The sequence below is a fragment of the Streptomyces sp. NPDC021224 genome, assembly GCF_044332905.1.
GTDB lineage: Bacteria > Actinomycetota > Actinomycetes > Streptomycetales > Streptomycetaceae > Actinacidiphila.
Map to the genome: position 1 here is coordinate 46,386 of NZ_JBIRPW010000016.1, position 16,728 is coordinate 63,113.

Here is a 16,728-nt window from a genome sequence, read left to right on the forward strand (position 1 = left end):
TCCCGCGCCGCCGGGTGCGCCCACGCGCCCGGCGGCGCGGTCCCACGGTTCCTTCAGGAGTACCCATGAGCAATCCCCGTACCGTCGAGACCGACGTCCTCGTCTCGGGCGCCGGTCCGGCGGGCGCCGCCGCCGGCGCCCTTCTGGGGGCGTACGGAATCCGCGCGATCGTGCTGAACAAGCACGGCTCGGTGGCGAACACGCCGCGAGCCCACATCACCAACCAGCGCACCATGGAGGTGCTGCGCGACCTCGGCGTCGAGGACGACGCCAAGCGCGCCTCGATGCCCCAGCACCTCATGGGCGAGCACGTGTGGGCGACCAGCCTGACCGGCACCGAGCTCGGGCGGCTGCGGACCTGGTACACGCACCCGACCTTCAAGGCCGAGCACGACCTCGCCAGCCCGACCGCGGTGTGCGACCTGCCGCAGGACCGGATGGAGCCGATCCTGCTGGGTGCCGCGACCCGCCGCGGCACCACCCTGCGGACCGGCACCGAGCTGCTGTCCTTCACCCAGGACGACGACGGTGTCACCAGCACCGTGCTCGACCGGGTGACCGGCGAGGAGTACCTGATCCGGTCGAAGTACCTGATCGGCGCCGACGGCGGCAACTCGCGGATCATGTCGCAGCTCGGCATCCCGCTGGAGGGCGAGATGGGCCTCGGCGGCTCCATCAACATCGTCTTCGAGGCCGACCTGACGCACCTGGTCGCGCACCGGCCCGGCGACATGTACTGGTTCGTCCAGCCCGGTGTCGGCCACGACGGCAACGGCGTCGGGGTGCTGCGCGCCGTCCGCCCCTGGACGACGTGGATGGCGGTCTGGGGCTACGACGTCGAGCAGGGCGCCCCCGAGCTGACCGACGACTTCGGCCGGGCGATCGTGCACCAGCTCATCGGCGACGACACCGTCCCGGTGCGGATCGAGTCGATCTCCACCTGGGCGGTCAACCACGTCCACGCCACCGACAACACCGCCGGGCGGGTCTTCTGCGCGGGCGACGCCGTCCACCGGCACTCGCCGATGAACGGCCTGGGCTCCAACACCTCCATCCAGGACGCCTTCAACCTGTGCTGGAAGCTCGCCCTGGTGCTGCGCGGGCAGGCCGGCTCCGGGCTGCTGGAGACCTACCGCGACGAACGGCTGCCGGTCGCCCGGCAGATCGTCGAGCGGGCCACCGCCAGCAACGGGCTGATCCCGCCGCTGTTCATGGCGCTGCGGGTGCCGCCCGCCGCGGGCCCCGAGGCGCTCGGCGCGGCGCTGGAGACGCTGCGGGCCCCGACCGCCGAGGGCGCGCAGGTGCGCGCCGCCTTCGACACGGCGGTGCGCGACACCCTGCTGTGCTTCAACTCGCACGGCGTGGAGACCAACCAGAACTACCGCTCCGCGGCCCTGGTGACGGACGGGGAACCCGCTCCGGCGGCGCCGCGGGACGAGGAGATCCACTACTTCGCGACCACCTACCCCGGCCGGCACCTGCCGCACGCGTGGCTGCTCGACGGGCAGCGCAAGGTGCCCGTGATCGACCTGTGCGGCCACGGCCGCTTCACCCTCCTGACCGGGGTGCGCGGCGCGGACTGGCGGGAGGCCGCGGCCAGGGCCGAGGCGGAGACGGGCGTCGCCGTCGACGTCGTCGCCGTCGGACGCGGCTGCGCCTACGAGGACCGCTACGGCGACTGGGCCGACGTGTGCGGCATCGGCGAGGACGGCGCGGTGCTGGTCCGCCCCGACCACATCGTCGGCTGGCGCAGCACGGGGCGCGGCGACGACCCGTCCGGCGCGCTGCTCGGCGTCATGCGGTCGATCCTCCAGACCCCGGCCGGCTGACCGGCCGGTGACGGGAACGGCCCCCTCGGAGATCTCCGAGGGGGCCGTTCCCGTGCGCGGGTCCGCTCAGCCGGCGGCCAGCGTGAGGGCGATGTCGATGATCATGTCCTCCTGGCCGCCCACGAGCCGGCGCCGCCCGCACTCCATGAGGATGTCGCGGACGTCCACGCCGTAGGTCGCCGAGGCGTTCTCGGCATGCCGCAGGAAGGACGAGTAGACACCGGCGTAACCGAGCGTCAGGGTGTCCCGGTCGACCCGGACGGGCCGGTCCTGGAGCGGGCGGACGAGGTCGTCGGCGGCGTCCTGGAGCTTGAACAGGTCGCAGCCGTGGGTGAATCCCGACAGATCCGCGACCGCGACGAACGCCTCGATGGGGCAGTTGCCCGCCCCGGCGCCGTGCCCGGCGAGCGAGGCGTCGACCCGGGTGACGCCGTTCTCGACGGCGACCACGGAATTGGCCACCGACAGCGACAGGTTCTCGTGCGCGTGGATGCCGATCTCCGTCTGCGGGCCGAGCACGTCGCGGTAGGCGCGCACCCGCGCGGCCACGTCGTTCATCGTCAGCCGGCCGCCGGAGTCGGTGACGTACACGCAGTGCGCGCCGTAGGACTCCATGAGCCTCGCCTGCGCGGCCAGCTCCTGCGGCGGGGCCATGTGGGAGAGCATCAGGAAGCCGGAGACGTCCATGCCCAGCTCACGGGCCGCCGCGATGTGCTGGGCGGAGACGTCGGCCTCGGTGCAGTGCGTGGCCACCCGGACCGAGCGCACCCCGAGGTCGTAGGCGCGCTTCAGCTCGTGCACGGTGCCGACGCCCGGCAGCAGCAGGGTGGTCAGCCGGGCCCTGCGGAGCACCGAGGCGGCCGCCTCGATCCACTCCCAGTCGGTGTGCGAGCCGGGGCCGTAGTTGACCGAGCCGCCCGCGAGGCCGTCGCCGTGCGCGACCTCGATCGCGTCCACGCCCGCGTCGTCCAGCGCCGCGACGATGCGGGCCACGTCGTCCGGGGTGGTCCGGTGGCGTACGGCGTGCATGCCGTCGCGCAGGGTGACGTCCTGGATGAAGATCGGAGTGCTCACGGCTGCACCTTCCCGGCGGCGAGGCGCTCGGCCACCCGCAGGGCGGCAGAGGTCATGATGTCGAGGTTCCCCGCGTAGGCCGGGAGGTAGTGGGCGGCGCCCTCGACCTCCAGGAACACCGACACCTGGTGGGTGGGGCGGGACACGCCGCCGGGGAGCAGCGTGTGCACGGGCTGGTCCGCGGCGATCGCGGTGATCTGGACCTGCTGCTTGAGGCGGTAGCCGGGGACGTACCCGGCGACCTCGGCGACCATCGCGCCGACGCTCTCCCGGATCCGCTCGTGCAGCTGCGCGGTCGGGGCCTCGACGAGCGCGAAGACGGTGTCGCGCATGATGAGCGGCGGCTCCGCCGGGTTGAGGATGATGATCGCCTTGCCGCGGCGGGCGCCGCCGACCTCGACGATCGCGGCCGAGGTGGTCTCGGTGAACTCGTCGATGTTGGCGCGGGTGCCCGGTCCCGCGGACCGACTGGCGATCGAGGCGACGATCTCCGCGTAGTGCACCGGGGCGACCCGGGAGATCGCGGCGACCACGGGTATGGTCGCCTGCCCGCCGCACGTGACCATGTTGACGTCCCCGGCGTCCAGGTGCGCGTCCAGATTCACCGCCGGGACGACGTACGGGCCGATCGCGGCCGGGGTCAGGTCGATCAGCCGCTTGCCCAGCGGCCGCAGCCGGGCGGCGTTGGCCACGTGCGCCTTCGCCGAGGTGGCGTCGAAGACGATCCCGATCTCGTCGAAACCGGGCAGGGCGACCAGGCCCTCCACGCCCTCCGCGGTGGTCGCCACGCCGAACCGGCGGGCCCGCGCGAGACCGTCGGACGCGGGGTCGATACCGACCATCGCGCCCATCTCCAGATGCTGCGAGGTGCGCATCACCTTGATCATCAGGTCCGTGCCGATGTTGCCGGAACCGATGATCGCGACCTTCGTGCGCGGCGCGGCCGTCATCGCTGCTCCTCTGCGAGGGTGAAGGAGGCCGTGCCGAGCGGCGCGACCGTGGCCCGTACCGTGCTCCCGGGCGCGACCGGCACCATCGGGCCGAGCGCGCCGGACAGGATCACCTGGCCCGCCCGCAGCGGGTCGCCGAGCGCGCGCGCCTGCCGGGCCAGCCACCGCACGGCCCGCAGCGGGTCGCCCAGGCAGGCCGTGCCGGTGCCGGCGGAGACCTGCTCGCCGTCCACCTCCAGCGTCATCACCGCGTCCCGCGGCTCGAAGTCGGCGAGGTCCAGGCGGTCCGGGCCCAGCACGAAGGCGCCGCCCGAGGCGTTGTCGGCGACCGTGTCGGCGAAGCTGATGTCCCAGCCCGCGATCCGGCTGCCGCAGATCTCGATGGCGGCCACGGCGTGATCGACCGCGGCGCGGACCTGATCCACGGACAGCTCGCCGTCGGCGAGGTCCGCGCCCAGCACGAAGGCGATCTCCGCCTCCGCGCGCGGCTGGAGCACCGCGGCGGCCGGGACGGCGGCGCCGTCCTCGTACCTCATGGTGTCGAAGAGCACGCCGAAGTCGGGCTGGTCCACGCCGAGCTGGGCCTGCACCGCCGGCGAGGTGAGGCCGATCTTGCGGCCCACCACGTGCTCGCCCGCGGCCAGCCGGGCCCGGGTGAGAAACTGCTGGACGGCGTAGGCGGCCGTCACGTCGTCGCGGCCGATCAGGTCCCGCACGGGCGGGCACGGCGTGCCGCCGGCCTGAGCGCGAAGGAGCCGGTCGGCCGCCTCGGCCACGGCATCCGTGGCCACAGGGTTGTCGGTCATGCCGCTCAGGCTCGCATCGCCGCAGGTCCGCGGCCACGACGGCGTTCCGCTCAGCGGTACGCTGTTCGTGTGGAACCGGAGCTGAACACGGTGCTCGGCAAGGCCGTGGCCATCCTGCGGTCGTTCACGGGCGACGACCGGGTCCTCGGCCTGGCCGAGCTGGTGCGCCGCACCGGGCTTCCCAAGGCCACCGTGCACCGCCTCGCCGCCGAGCTGGTCGAGCACCGGCTGCTGGACCGCGACCGCTACGGCTACCGGCTCTCCGGCGGGCTGTTCGAGCTGGGCCTGCGCGCCTCCGCCGAGCGGACCCTGCTGGAGGTGGCCATGCCCTTCCTCCAGGACCTCTACGAGCGCACCCACGAGACCGTCCACCTGGGCGTGCGCGATGGCGCCGAGGTCGTCTACATCGCCAAGATCGGCGGCCACCGGCAGGCCGCCAGCCCCTCCCGCACCGGTGGGCGCATGCCGCTGCACTGCACCGCGATCGGCAAGGTGCTGCTCGCCCACGCCGGGCCCGACCTGCGCCGGGAGGTGCTGGCCGGGCCCCTGGAGCGGCGCACCCCGCACACCGTCGTGGCCCCGGGCGCGCTGGAGCGCCAGCTCAAGGGCGTCCTGGAGGCGGGCGTCGGCTACGAGCACGAGGAGTCGGCGGCCGGGCTGCTGTGCGTGGCCGCCCCGGTGCCGGACGCGGAGGGCCGTACCTCGCTCGCGATCAGCGTGTCGGGGCCGGTCGGCAGATTCCGCCCGGAGAGCCACGCCGACGCCGTGCGGGCCGCCGCCACCGGCCTCGGCAACCAGCTCGCCCGCCGCCGCGTCCCCCCGCACACCGCCACGCTGTGACCCGGGTGGTGGTGCGGGGGAGGAGGCCCCCGCACCACCCCCGGCGGGTCAGTTCAGGCCGAACCGCTGTGCCTCGGTCCCGTTGCACTGGTGGATCCGCAGCGGTGTGCCGTTGGCGGTGGAGCCGTCCTTGGCGTCCAGGCACAGCCCGGACTGCGGGTTGAGCAGCGAGCCGTCGGTCTGCAGCCGCCAGACCTGGCCGCCGTTGCCGTCGCAGTCCCACAGCTCGACCGGGGTGTCCGCAGCCGTCGAGTCGCCCGTGACGTCCAGGCAGCGGCCGAGCGTCGTCAGCGAGCCGTCGGCGCGGTGGTACCAGTGCTGGTCGACGGCGTACGACTGGCAGTCGTAGAGCTGCGCCGCGGCGCCGTCCCCGCCGTTGTCGTCGCCGTAGACGTCCAGGCACTTGCCCGCGGGGCCCGCGACCGCGCCGCCGCCGTTGACCGCGAACTTCTGCGCCGCGGTGCCGTTGCAGTCGTGGATGCGCAGCCGGCTGCCGTTGGCGGTGGAGCCGCTCGGCGTGTCGAGGCAGCGGCCGGACTGCGGGTTGTACAGCGAGCCGTCCACCTGCTGTGTCCACTTCTGGCCGCCGACGCCGTTGCAGTCCCACAGTTCGACCTGGGTGTCCTGGGCGGTGCCGTTGCCGTTGACGTCCAGGCACCGGCCGAGGGTGCGCAGCGAGCCGTCCGACTCGTGCGTCCAGCGCTGGTCGACGGCCCCGCTCTGGCAGTCCCACATCTGGACGGCGGCCCCGTCGCCGCCGACGTCGTTGCCGGTGACGTCCACGCACTTGCCGCCGGGCGCGCCGACCGTGGCCGGGGCGGTGCCCGCGGTGTCACCCGCGTAGCCGGCCGCGACGACGTTCGCCTGCACGGCGTTCTCGGCCGCGTCGGAGGGGTAGCCCGCGGTCATGGCGCCCTCGAAGAAGGAGCCCCCGGCCCGGTTGCTGTTGTCCCCGCCGGTGCCCAGGACGATCGAGCCCTCCTTCTTCATGGGCGCGTAGCCGGGCGGCAGGGCGCCGTTCCACCACGTGGTCAGGCCGCCGGAGCGGGAGTCGCCGCCCTTGAGGGCGAAGGTGTCCTTGCCGTTGTTCTTCAGCACCGCGGTGACGAACGGCGTGGCGTTGCCGCCGTTGCGGCTGTGCGCGTTGGTGTCGGCCTGGAAGATGCCGTTCTCCAGGTCGGCCTGCACCCACGGGCCGTTGCCGGTGCAGGGGTCGCAGGCGCGGGCGGGGGAGATGTTGAGGGCGTCCATGTGCCCGGCGCCGGTGTCCTCCTCCTTGGCCTCGACGTTGCCGAAGTCGAAGCAGCAGTCGTGGATGGTGTGGGTGCCGCTGGTGACCATGTACATGCCCTCGGGCTGGTCCTTCGTCGCGACACCCGAGCCGACCGCGTGCCGGTAGCCGACGCCCGGCTGCACGTACACCCCGTAGACCGAGTGCCCGGCGAGCGTGACGTGCAGCGCGCTGGCGAGCGCCCCCGCGTTGGCGGCGCCCGCGGTGCCCGCGCCCGCGATCGTCAGGTCGTTGTGCTGCGGCGACTGGTCGTAGATCCGGCTGATGCGGCAGGCGGTGCCGGTGCAGAAGGCGTTCTGCGCGCCCGCGTCCGCCCAGCCGCCCGTGGCGACCGGGCCGATGTCGCGGGTGGCGCCGTCGGTGACCCGGGTGACCTGGTAGAGGCTGCCGCCGTAGCCGGAGTAGAGGGCGCGCACCGTGCTGAAGGCGCCGACGCACGGGGTGCCGGTGTCGCCGTAGATGTCGCAGGGGAGGGATCCGGCCGCGTGTGCGGGTCCCGTGGCGCCGAGGAGGAGGCCCGCGGCGAGGACGAGCGTGCCGCCGAGCGCGAGGAGGGCGCTGCGGCAGCGGCGCAGGGCGAGGCGCAGCCGGCCGTGGCTGCGCGGAGGGTGTGCGGTCATCGTCGACCCTTTCTCCGTCGAGTGTCCGTCGAGGTGATGCGGGGTCGTGCGGGTTGCGCGGATCGTGCGGGTGCCTGCCGCGCGGCGGCCGGGCGCTGTGGTGCCGTGGCCGCCGCACGCAGCCGTGCGGTCCTACGACGGAGAAGCATGCCCCACCCAGCGATGTGACGAACGGTCACCCCCGGTGCGGAAGAGGCGGATGCGCCCACGTCCGCGCGGCGGCGGTCCGGGACGCGGAAAGGGGGTGCCCGCGGGCGCCGGATCGCGCAGAATCCCCGGATGGCTGTCATGAACGTCGACGGGGCCGGCGGCGCCCCGCTCCCGCGCTCCTCGCCGACCGCGCTCGCCGGACGCGCCTTCGGCGCCGTGCCCCCGCCCGCCCTGGTGCTGGTCGGCATCGTGAGCGTCCAGGTCGGATCCGCCCTGGCCAAGCACCTCTTCGACGAGGTCGGCAGCTTCGGCACGGTCGCGCTGCGGCTGCTCTTCGCCGCCGCGGTGCTGATGGCGGTCTGGCGGCCGCCGCTGCGTATGGGCCGCCGCGCGTGGACGGTGGTGCTCGGCTACGGCGTCGTGCTGGGCGTGATGAACCTCTGCTTCTACCTGGCGCTCGCCCGGCTCCCGCTGGGCATCGCGGTGACCACCGAGTTCCTCGGCCCGCTCGCCGTGGCCCTGGGCGGATCGCGGCGGTGGCTGGACGCCTTCTGGGCGCTGCTCGCGGGCGGCGGTGTGCTGCTGCTGATGGAGGGCCGCGGCGACATCGACCTCGTCGGCCTGCTGTTCGCCCTGGCGGCCGGGGCCTGCTGGGGCCTCTACATCCTGCTCGGCGCGGCGCTCGGCCGGCACACCACGGAGGGCAACGGGCTGGCCCTGGCCATGGCGGTGGCCGCGCTGGTCGCCGTGCCCTTCGGTGTGGCGGACAGCGGGACGGCCCTGGTCTCGCCGTGGGTGATGCTCGCCGGGCTCGGCGTGGCGCTGCTGTCGTCGGTGGTCCCGTACTCGCTGGAACTGGAGGCGCTGCGCCGGATCCCGCCGCATGTCTTCGGCATCCTGATGAGCCTGGAACCGGCGACCGCGGCGCTCGTCGGCCTCGTCGTGCTCGGCGAGTCCCTGCACTGGTCGCAGTGGGTCGCGGTGCTGTGCGTGATGGCCGCGTCGGCGGGCGCCACGCGCGGCGCCCGGCCGGAGGCGTGAGCCCCCGCCGCCCCGGGCCCGCACCGCAGCGGGCATGGGGCGGCGGGCGGTTCGGTCAGCGGTAGAGGCGGACGTCCGCCAGGCTCCACCAGTTGGCGGCCGCACCGGTCTGGGTGACGCGCAGGTAGCGGGCGGTGGTGGTGCGGGGCAGCCGGACGGTGGTCAGCTGGCCCGTGCCGGAGCCCTGTGCGGCGGTACGCCAGTGGGCGCCGTCGTCGCTGACCGAGAGCTGCCAGCCGCGGGCGAAGTCGCCCGGGTTGTCGCCCGTGTCGAGCGCGACGGTGCCGAAGGCGGTGCGGCGGCCGAGGTCGAGCTGCACGTACTGGCCGGGGGCCTGCGCGGCGCCGCTGGACCAGCGGGTGCTGCCGTCGTCGTCCAGTACGGCCGCGGCCGCGCCGTCACCCGCGGGGGCGGCGGCGGTGGCGCCGGACAGGTCGAGCTGGTGCAGCGTGGTGTGCAGGCGGCCGGACGCGGGCCAGGTGAAGGTCGCGAGCGCCCCGCCGGGCAGCGTGTAGTCGAAGGACCGGTCGCCGACGGCCACGGTGAACGAGCGCGGCGCGTCGTTCTCGTTGTGGACGACGAGCGCGGTCGAGCCGTCGGGGTTGGTGAACGCCACATCGGTGAGCTGGCCGTTCCAGCCCGTCGTGCCGTAACTGGTGCTGGCGATGCGGAACGCGCCGGGCTTCACGAACTTCGACAGGTGCCCGATGGTGCTGTACTCGGCGTTGGCGCTCACCGTGCCGTCCGGCTGCACGGTGAGCAGCGCGGTGCAGGTGTCGCAGCCGCCGTTGTGCGGGCCGCCGTCGGCGTCCAGGGCGAGGTTCCAGTCGGCCACCGACTTCGCCCAGTTGCGGGTGGTGCCGACAGTGATGGTGCGGGCGTGCCAGGTCAGGGTGCCGCGGAAGATCTCCGCCGGGGTGTCGGTCGCCCCGTGCGAGCCGGAGCACTCGGTGAACCAGATGCCCTTGTCCGGGTGGGCGTCGTGCAGGGCGCTCTGCGCGCTCGGGTCACCGGAGTAGCAGTGATAGGCGGTGCCGGCCACCCACGTGGCGGCGGGGCCGTCGAGGATCTCGTACGGGTAGTCCGTCTGCGGGTCCTCGCCGAGCTTCTCCGCGGTGGCGATGTCGCCGGGGTGCGTCGTCCAGTTGTGGTCGTAGGCCAGGATCTTCGTGCGCAGCCCGGCGGCCCGCAGCATCGGGCCGAGCGCCTCGATGACCTTCGCCTCCTGCTCGACCGGCAGGTCGGTGCCGGGGTACGCGCTGGGCGTGCGGTTCTGCGGCTCGTTCTGCACCGTCAGGTAGTCGACGGGGACCCCGGCCGCCCGGTAGGCCTGCACGAACTTCACCAGGTAGCGGGCGTACGCCTGGTAGACGGCCGGGTCGTCCTTGAGGTGGCCGCCGACCAGGGAGTCCGAGTCCTTCATCCACGCGGGCGGACTCCACGGCGTGGCCAGCACGGTGAGCTGCGGGTTCAGCTGCTCGGCCTGCCGCAGCAGGGGCAGGATCTGCTTCTGGTCGTGCGCGATGCTGAAGTGGCGCAGCGCGAAGTCGGTCTGCCCGGCCGGCATGTCGTCGTACGTGTAGTGCTCGGCCTCGGCGGTGAAGTCGGAGGAGCCGACCGGCTGGCGCAGGAAGCTCACACCGATGCCGGACGCCGGGTCGAACAGCCGCTTCATCGCGGCGTCCCGCGCCGGGCGGGGGAGCGCGCCGAGCACCGCGGCGGAGGAGTCGGTGAGGGCCCCGCCGAAGCCGTCCATCTGCTGGAAGCGCCGCGTGGGGTCGACGGTGATCGTGGTCAGGTCCGACGCCCCCTGGTGGAAGGCGACGGGCGCCTGCCGCTGGAGCTGCGCGGAGTCGTCGGCGGTCGTGAGCCACACCTGGGCCTGCGGCTCGTCCGGCCCGTGGGCCGGGTGCGCAGCCGCGGTGGCGGTGGACGGCAGGCAGGCCAGACACAGCGCGGCGGCCATGAGGGCCGAGGCGCCGAAGGCGCGTTTCATGGACGTCTCCTTGCTGACGGGACCCGGCCGCCGGTCTCTGACCTCGTCCGGGTGAAACAGAATGAAACACAATGTGCGGGCGGTGCGGCGTGCATCAGCAAAGACGGCACGCCTCTCGGGTGTCAAGAGGCGTGCTGCAAGGGGTTGTTGCATGACGTGATGAAACAAGCTGATGTAACAGGAACGGGCAACGGGGAGCGGCGCGCGGCCCGCTCCGGACGGCCCCGCGCGGCTCCCTGTGCGGCGGCCGCTACACCTCGCCGGGCGGTTGGGCGGACCGTTCGGCGGACTTCGGCGACGCGGCCCCGGGCAGCTCCGCCCGCTCCCCGGCCGCCGTCAGCTCACCCGCCTCCTCGGCGGGCTCCACCGGCTCGACCCGCTCGGCCTGCTCCACCGGCTGCATGGGCTCGACCGGCTCGGTGGGGGAGGCGGACGGGGCGGGCCGCGGGGCCGCGCCGGACGACGCGCGGTCGAAGAAGCGCAACAGCTCGACGGGGAAGGGCAGCACGAGCGTCGAGTTCTTCTCCGCCGCGACCTCGACGACGGTCTGCAGCATGCGCAGTTGCAGCGCGGCGGGGTTGGCGTCCATCGTGCGGGCCGCCTCCGACAGCTTCTGCGACGCCTGCAGCTCACCGTCCGCGGTGATGATCCTGGCCCGCCGCTCCCGGTCGGCCTCCGCCTGCCGGGCCATCGACCGCTTCATCGACTCCGGCAGCGCCACGTCCTTGATCTCCACCCGGTCGATGTGCACGCCCCAGCCGGTCGCCGGGGTGGCCAGCATCAGCTCCAGGCCCTCGTGCAGCCGCTCCCGGCCGGACAGCAGGTCGTCCAGCTCGCTCTTGCCGATGATCGACCGCAGCGAGGTCTGGGCCACCTGGAGCATCGCGAACTGGTAGTTCTGCACGTCGACCGTCGCCCGGATCGGGTCGACGACGCGGAAGTACAGCACCGCGTCCACCCGCACCGAGACGTTGTCGCGGGTGATGCCCTCCTGCGAGGGCACCGGCATGGTGACGACCTGCATGTTGACCTTGGTCATCCGGTCGACGAAGGGCAGCACCAGCCGCGGGCCGGGCTGCTTCGGCAACGGGCTGACCCGGCCGAAGCGGTAGATCACCCCGCGCTCGTACTGCTTGACGACCCGCATGCTGCTCGGCAGCACGATCAGGCCGACCACGGCCAGGACGATCAGCAGTACAACGACGATCTCCATGTCCCACTCCCCAGTCCGGTGCGTGAGGGTACGGCCTGCCGACCGGCCGCCGCCCGCACAACGGCCCTTCCTTGGCGAGGGTTTGACGCTCGGTCGGCGCCCGCCGGTTCCGGCGGGCACCCCCGACCGCGGCGGCCCGGCGCACACGGTCACCGGGCGGGCCGCCCTAGGCTGGGCCGATGGCACGCTACTTCGATGTACATCCCCAGAATCCGCAGCCGCGCATCATCAGCGGCGTGGTCGAGAGCATCCGGGCCGGGGCGCTGGTCGCCTACCCCACGGACTCCTGCTACGCGCTGGGGTGCCGGCTGGGCAACCGCGAGGGCGTCGACCGCATCCGCACGATCCGGCACCTCGACGACCGGCACCACTTCACCCTGGTCTGCCGGGACTTCGCGCAGCTCGGCCAGTTCGTGCAGATCGACAACGACGTCTTCCGGGCGGTGAAGGCGTCCACGCCGGGCAGCTACACCTTCATCCTCCCGGCGACGAAGGAGGTGCCGCGGCAGTTGCAGCACCCCAAGAAGAAGACCGTCGGCGTCCGCATCCCCGACCACGTCGTGACGCAGGCGCTGCTATCGGAGCTGGACACGCCGCTGGTCTCCAGCACCCTGCTGCTGCCCGACGAGGAGGAGCCGCTGACGCAGGGCTGGGAGATCAAGGAGCGGCTCGACCACGTCGTCGACGCCGTCGTCGACTCCGGCGACTGCGGCACCGAGCCCACCACCGTCGTCGACTTCTCCGGCGGCGGGGCCGAGATCCTGCGCCGCGGCGCGGGCGACACCACGCGGTTCGAGTAGCGCGCGGTCCGAGTCGCGGGCCGGCCCCGGGGCGGTGACCCCGGGGCCACCGCCCCGGGGCCACCGCGATGAGTTCGCGGGTCCACGGGTCCGCCGGATCGGCGAAGACCCGCTCCACCGGGCCGCTCTCCAGGCCCCGGCCGTCGCGCCTCACCATCACCTCGTCGGCGATCTCCCGCAGCGACGCCGGCAGGTCGAGCACCTGGGCCTGCAGCGACACGTCGAGCGCGGCGACCGGCTCGTCGCACACCGGCACCCGGGGGCGGGTGGCGAGCGCGCGGGCGATCGCCCCCGCTGCCGCCGGCCGCCGGACAGCTCCCACGGCCTGCGCCGCAGGTGCTCGCCACCGCCTCGGCCTGACCCGGCCGCGCCTCCCGCCACCTCCCGGCACCCTCCCGCACCTGTGCGGAGCCCGGCCGTGCCCGGGTGTCCGGGTGGCGCTCCCGTGCCCACCTGCTGATTTGTCTGCACGCTGATCGTCTGCCCTAAGATGATTTCCGTGACCTTGGATCTGACGCCCGACCAACTCCTGTCGACCACCCGCGCGGTGCGCCGGCGCCTCGACTTCGACCGCCCCGTCCCGCGCGAGCTGATCGAGGAGTGCGTGGACCTGGCCGTGCAGGCCCCGACCGGCCGCAACCGGCAGCGCTGGCACTTCGTCGTGGTCACGGAGGACAGCCAGCGGCACGCCGTGGCTGACCTCTTCCTGCGCGCCCTCTCCGTGGCCCAGGGGCAGCGGCTGACCGCGCGCGACACCTGGCGGATGGGTTACCACCCCGGTTCCACCGAGCGGGTCTTCGACGGCCTGCGCCACCTGGCCGCGAACATCCACCGGGTGCCGGTGTTCGTCATCCCCGCCGTGGAGGGGCGCACCGACCGCGCGAACGTCGCCGAGCAGGCCGGGACCTGGGGCTCGATCCTGCCCGCCGTGTGGAACTTCATGCTCGCCGCCCGCGCCCGCGGCCTCGGTACGACCTGGACCACCGCCCAGGCGCCGCTGGAGCGGGAACTGGCCGAAGTGCTCGGCGTCCCCTACGACGAGGTCATGCTGGCCGCGTTCATCCCGCTGGCCTACACCATCGGCACCGACTTCAAACCGGCACCGCGCATCCCGCGCGAGCACGTCCTGCACTGGGACCAGTGGAAGCAGCGCCGCCCGTAGCACCGTACGCGGGTCCGGCGGACAGCTGCGCCGAGTCCGCCTGCCGTACCCCGTACGGGAGTTAGAGTCGGGCCATGCCGCCTTCCACCCCGCCGGACGAGCCGTCCGCCGCGCCGCAGTCCTCCCGGGGGTCGCTCGCGGGCGCCGGCTGGGAGGCCCAGGAACCGGGCACGTACACCGAGCTGATGCCGCCGCGGGTGTCGAACCTGTCGTGGCTGAACCCGGCGACGCTGTGGAAGGCGCGCAACGGCCCGCTCGCCTCGCTGCTGGGCGACCCCACCGGGGCGCGGCGGCAGCAGTGGGTGCGCGGGCAGGTCGAACGCGGCGCCACCGGCCCGGATCTGCTGATCGAGCGGGACGACCCCGACACCTTCTCCTTCCTGCTGCTCGGCGACACCGGCGAGGGCGACGCCCCGCAGTACGCCGTCGTCCCCGGCCTGCTGAAGGCCGGGGCGGGCACCCGCTACGCGGTGCTGTGCAGCGACGTCCTCTACCCGGTGGGCAGCGCCGACGAGTACGGCACCAAGTTCTTCCGGCCCTACCGCGACTACGACGCGCCGATCTACCCGATACCCGGCAACCACGACTGGTACGACGGCCTGGGCGGCTACATGCGGGTCTTCTGCGACGCCCCCGAGCCACCGTCCCCGCCCCGCCCGCGATTCGGGTCGGCGGCCTGGTGGCGGTCGTTGCTGTGGCGCCCGCCTGCGGCGATCGACGCGGAACGGCTGGCGGCGGCGCGCGCGATGCGCGACCGGCCCGCGCAGGCCGCCCGGTGCCCCGGGCCGTACTGGGCGATGGACTCCGGGCCGCTGCGGATCATCGGGATAGACACCGGGCTGCTCGGCGGCATCGACCGGGAGCAGGGCGAGTGGCTCGCCCGGGTCGCACGCGGACCCCGGCCGAAGATCCTGGTCACCGGTTCGCCCCTGTACGTCGACGGCGAGCACCACCCGTGCCCCATCGAGGGCGGCGGCACGGTCGACGCCATCGTGCGCGACCCGCGCAACCGCTTCGTCGCGGCCATCGGCGGCGACATCCACAACTACCAGCACTACCCGGTCGACGTGGACGGGCGGCGCATCGAGTACGTCGTCTCGGGCGGCGGCGGGGCCTTCATGCACGCGACCCACACCATCCCGCCGGTCACCGTCGGCGGGGTGACGGAGGACCGTTTCCGCTGCTACCCGCTGCGCGCCGACTCGCTCGCCTTCTACAGCCGCCTTTACGGCAGCAGGCTGCGGCTGCGGCGGCTGTTCGACCTGACGCCGGACCAGGCCGCCGCCGTGATCGCCGCCCGGCTGGGCATCACCCCCACCCGCGCGGCCGCGGACGCCGCGGTGACCCGGCGCACCCGCTTCGTGGCCGCCGTGCTCGGTGTGGCCTCCCGCCCCGGCCGCAGACGCCGGGTGCGGCTGCCGGTGCGGCGGATGCTGACCCGGGTGCTGTCACCGGGGTCGGCCACCTACAGCCCCCCGTTCTTCAAGAACTTCCTGCGGCTGGACGTGACCCCCACCGAGGTCCGCGTCCGCTGCTTCGCCGCGACGGGCCTGCGCTCGCACGAACTCGAACCGCCCGTCGAGGACGACTTCACCATCCCCCTGACGGGCCTTCCCGTCCCGCACCAGGACGCGGCCGGACCCGACCGGGACCACGCGTGCTGATCTGGGTGGACGGAGCCTTCGGCAGCGGCAAGACCACGCTGGTGGCCGCACTGCGCGGGCACCTGCCGGACGCGCTGGTGTTCGACCCGGAGCAGGTCGGCGCCCTGCTGACCGGAATCGTCGACTGCCCGACGGGCAACTTCCAGGACATCCCGCTGTGGCGGCGCCAGGTGACCGGCCTCGCGGTGGGGCTGCACGAGGAGTACGGGCGGACCCTCCTCGTCCCGATGACCCTGACGGCGTCCGCGTACACCGACGAGATCTTCGGCGGCCTGCGGGACGCCGGCGTCCCCTACCGGCACTTCCGCCTCCAGGTGCCCGTCGAGGTGCTGCTGGAGCGGATCGACGAGCGGCACCGCGGTGCGGACGGCGACCCCGCGCGTATCGAGGCCGGCCGCCGCTGGTGCCGCGAGCAGACCGCGCGCTACGCCGCCGCCCCGCCAGGGCTGCCCGCAGGGGCCGTTGTCCTGGACGGCCTGCGCCTGCCCGCCGAACTCGCGGGGCAGGTGCTGGCCGTGGTGGGCGCCGCGGCGGGGCGGTGACCACCGCTACCCGGCCGGGGCGGTCCCGACCGCCACGACGTTGCCCTCGCTGACGGAGGCCTCGTCCGAGCGCAGGTGGGTGGGCCGGGTCCGCCGGGTCCAGCAGCGGGGCCCACACGGCCGGGGCACGCACGGCGGGCCGCGGAGGCGGTAAGGTGCAAGAAATATGGAAGAAAACATTCTTGGCACCCCATATCCTGTCAGCAGGAAGAGCCGCCCGAGGGAATCCAGATGAGCAATCCGCCGAAAATCCGCCGCGCCTCGCCGAGCAGGGTCGTGGGTGACGACCGGCGCGAGCAGTATTTCGCCAAACTCGCCCTCGACCGCCCCGACGTCGGCCTGTGCCGGGCCACGACGCTGGTGGCCAAGTCCATCGACGCCGAGCTGACCGGCTACGAGATCTCGGCGGCCCAGCACCTGGTGCTGAAGATGCTGAACGACGTCGGCCCGTGCTCCCAGCAGGAGCTGAGCGAGCAACTGCGCATCGACCGCAGTGTGATGGTCGGCTGCATCGACGGGCTGGAGGACTCCGGTTTCGTGCGCCGCGAGCGGCACCCCAAGGACCGCCGGGCCAACGTCATCGTTCCCACGCCCGAGGGCTTCGCCGCGCTGGCGGACGTCGAGGACGGCGTGCCCGGCTTCCTCGACCGCGCCTTCCAGGCCCTGACCCCCGCCGAGCGCCGGACGCTGGCCCGGCTGATGGTCAAGATCCTCGACGTGGCGTGAGCTGCCGGACCCATGCGTCCGGCG

At 73.6% G+C, this 16,728-nt stretch carries 14 protein-coding genes; 8 read left to right on the forward strand and 6 right to left on the reverse strand.

Going from position 1 to position 16,728, the window contains the following annotated elements; genetic code table 11:
- Nucleotides 1–65: 65 nt before the first annotated feature.
- A complete protein-coding gene (locus tag ACH4PY_RS29695) occupies nucleotides 66–1,829 on the forward strand; it encodes an FAD-dependent oxidoreductase (protein ID WP_398189641.1) in 1,764 nt (587 codons plus the stop codon).
- Between the two features lie 66 nt (nucleotides 1,830–1,895).
- Here the strand turns inward: ACH4PY_RS29695 and dmpG are convergent, their stop codons facing one another.
- From dmpG to ACH4PY_RS29710, 3 genes are read right to left on the reverse strand one after another with little or no spacing between them, the layout of a single operon-like run.
- Complete coding sequence (gene dmpG, locus ACH4PY_RS29700) at nucleotides 1,896–2,903, reverse strand: 4-hydroxy-2-oxovalerate aldolase (protein ID WP_398189645.1); 1,008 nt, start codon at nucleotides 2,901–2,903, stop codon at nucleotides 1,896–1,898.
- Nucleotides 2,900–3,853: an acetaldehyde dehydrogenase (acetylating) gene (locus tag ACH4PY_RS29705; RefSeq protein ID WP_398189648.1), complete on the reverse strand. Its 954-nt coding sequence runs from the start codon at nucleotides 3,851–3,853 to the stop codon at nucleotides 2,900–2,902. Before ACH4PY_RS29705 ends, dmpG begins: the two co-directional genes overlap by 4 nt.
- Entirely contained in the window at nucleotides 3,850–4,659 is an 810-nt protein-coding gene (locus ACH4PY_RS29710) for a 2-keto-4-pentenoate hydratase (RefSeq protein ID WP_398189650.1), read from the reverse strand. Before ACH4PY_RS29710 ends, ACH4PY_RS29705 begins: the two co-directional genes overlap by 4 nt.
- A gap of 69 nt (nucleotides 4,660–4,728) precedes the next feature.
- On the opposite strand from ACH4PY_RS29710, the gene ACH4PY_RS29715 reads away from it, so the two are divergent.
- Nucleotides 4,729–5,499 carry an IclR family transcriptional regulator gene (locus tag ACH4PY_RS29715; RefSeq protein ID WP_398189653.1) on the forward strand — a complete coding sequence of 257 codons (771 nt, stop codon included), beginning with the start codon at nucleotides 4,729–4,731 and terminating at the stop codon, nucleotides 5,497–5,499.
- Between the two features lie 48 nt (nucleotides 5,500–5,547).
- On the opposite strand, the gene ACH4PY_RS29720 is transcribed toward ACH4PY_RS29715, so the two are convergent.
- A complete protein-coding gene (locus tag ACH4PY_RS29720; protein ID WP_398189656.1) occupies nucleotides 5,548–7,410 on the reverse strand; it encodes an arabinofuranosidase catalytic domain-containing protein in 1,863 nt (620 codons plus the stop codon).
- Nucleotides 7,411–7,689: 279 nt separating this feature from the next.
- On the opposite strand from ACH4PY_RS29720, the gene ACH4PY_RS29725 reads away from it, so the two are divergent.
- Nucleotides 7,690–8,601: an EamA family transporter gene (locus ACH4PY_RS29725; RefSeq protein WP_398189659.1), complete on the forward strand. Its 912-nt coding sequence runs from the start codon at nucleotides 7,690–7,692 to the stop codon at nucleotides 8,599–8,601.
- Between the two features lie 55 nt (nucleotides 8,602–8,656).
- On the opposite strand, the gene ACH4PY_RS29730 is transcribed toward ACH4PY_RS29725, so the two are convergent.
- Nucleotides 8,657–10,597, reverse strand: coding sequence for a discoidin domain-containing protein (locus ACH4PY_RS29730; RefSeq protein ID WP_398189662.1), 1,941 nt, complete (start codon nucleotides 10,595–10,597; stop codon nucleotides 8,657–8,659).
- Between the two features lie 250 nt (nucleotides 10,598–10,847).
- Complete coding sequence (locus ACH4PY_RS29735) at nucleotides 10,848–11,810, reverse strand: slipin family protein (protein ID WP_398189664.1); 963 nt, start codon at nucleotides 11,808–11,810, stop codon at nucleotides 10,848–10,850.
- Between the two features lie 179 nt (nucleotides 11,811–11,989).
- Here ACH4PY_RS29735 and ACH4PY_RS29740 point away from each other — a divergent pair, with 179 nt between their 5' ends.
- From ACH4PY_RS29740 to ACH4PY_RS29760, 5 genes are all read left to right on the forward strand, one after another.
- Complete coding sequence (locus ACH4PY_RS29740; protein WP_398189667.1) at nucleotides 11,990–12,610, forward strand: L-threonylcarbamoyladenylate synthase; 621 nt, start codon at nucleotides 11,990–11,992, stop codon at nucleotides 12,608–12,610.
- 499 nt (nucleotides 12,611–13,109) lie between these two features.
- A complete protein-coding gene (locus ACH4PY_RS29745) occupies nucleotides 13,110–13,772 on the forward strand; it encodes a nitroreductase family protein (RefSeq protein WP_398189671.1) in 663 nt (220 codons plus the stop codon).
- Between the two features lie 74 nt (nucleotides 13,773–13,846).
- Nucleotides 13,847–15,436, forward strand: a complete 1,590-nt coding sequence (locus ACH4PY_RS29750) for a metallophosphoesterase family protein (protein ID WP_398189673.1) — start codon at nucleotides 13,847–13,849, stop codon at nucleotides 15,434–15,436.
- The gene (locus tag ACH4PY_RS29755) at nucleotides 15,430–15,978 is read left to right on the forward strand and encodes an AAA family ATPase (RefSeq protein ID WP_398189676.1); all 549 of its coding nucleotides are present in this window, start codon (nucleotides 15,430–15,432) and stop codon (nucleotides 15,976–15,978) included. The genes ACH4PY_RS29750 and ACH4PY_RS29755 overlap by 7 nt, the downstream gene beginning before the upstream one ends.
- 231 nt (nucleotides 15,979–16,209) lie before the next feature.
- Complete coding sequence (locus ACH4PY_RS29760) at nucleotides 16,210–16,704, forward strand: MarR family winged helix-turn-helix transcriptional regulator (protein ID WP_398189678.1); 495 nt, start codon at nucleotides 16,210–16,212, stop codon at nucleotides 16,702–16,704.
- Nucleotides 16,705–16,728: the final 24 nt, after the last annotated feature.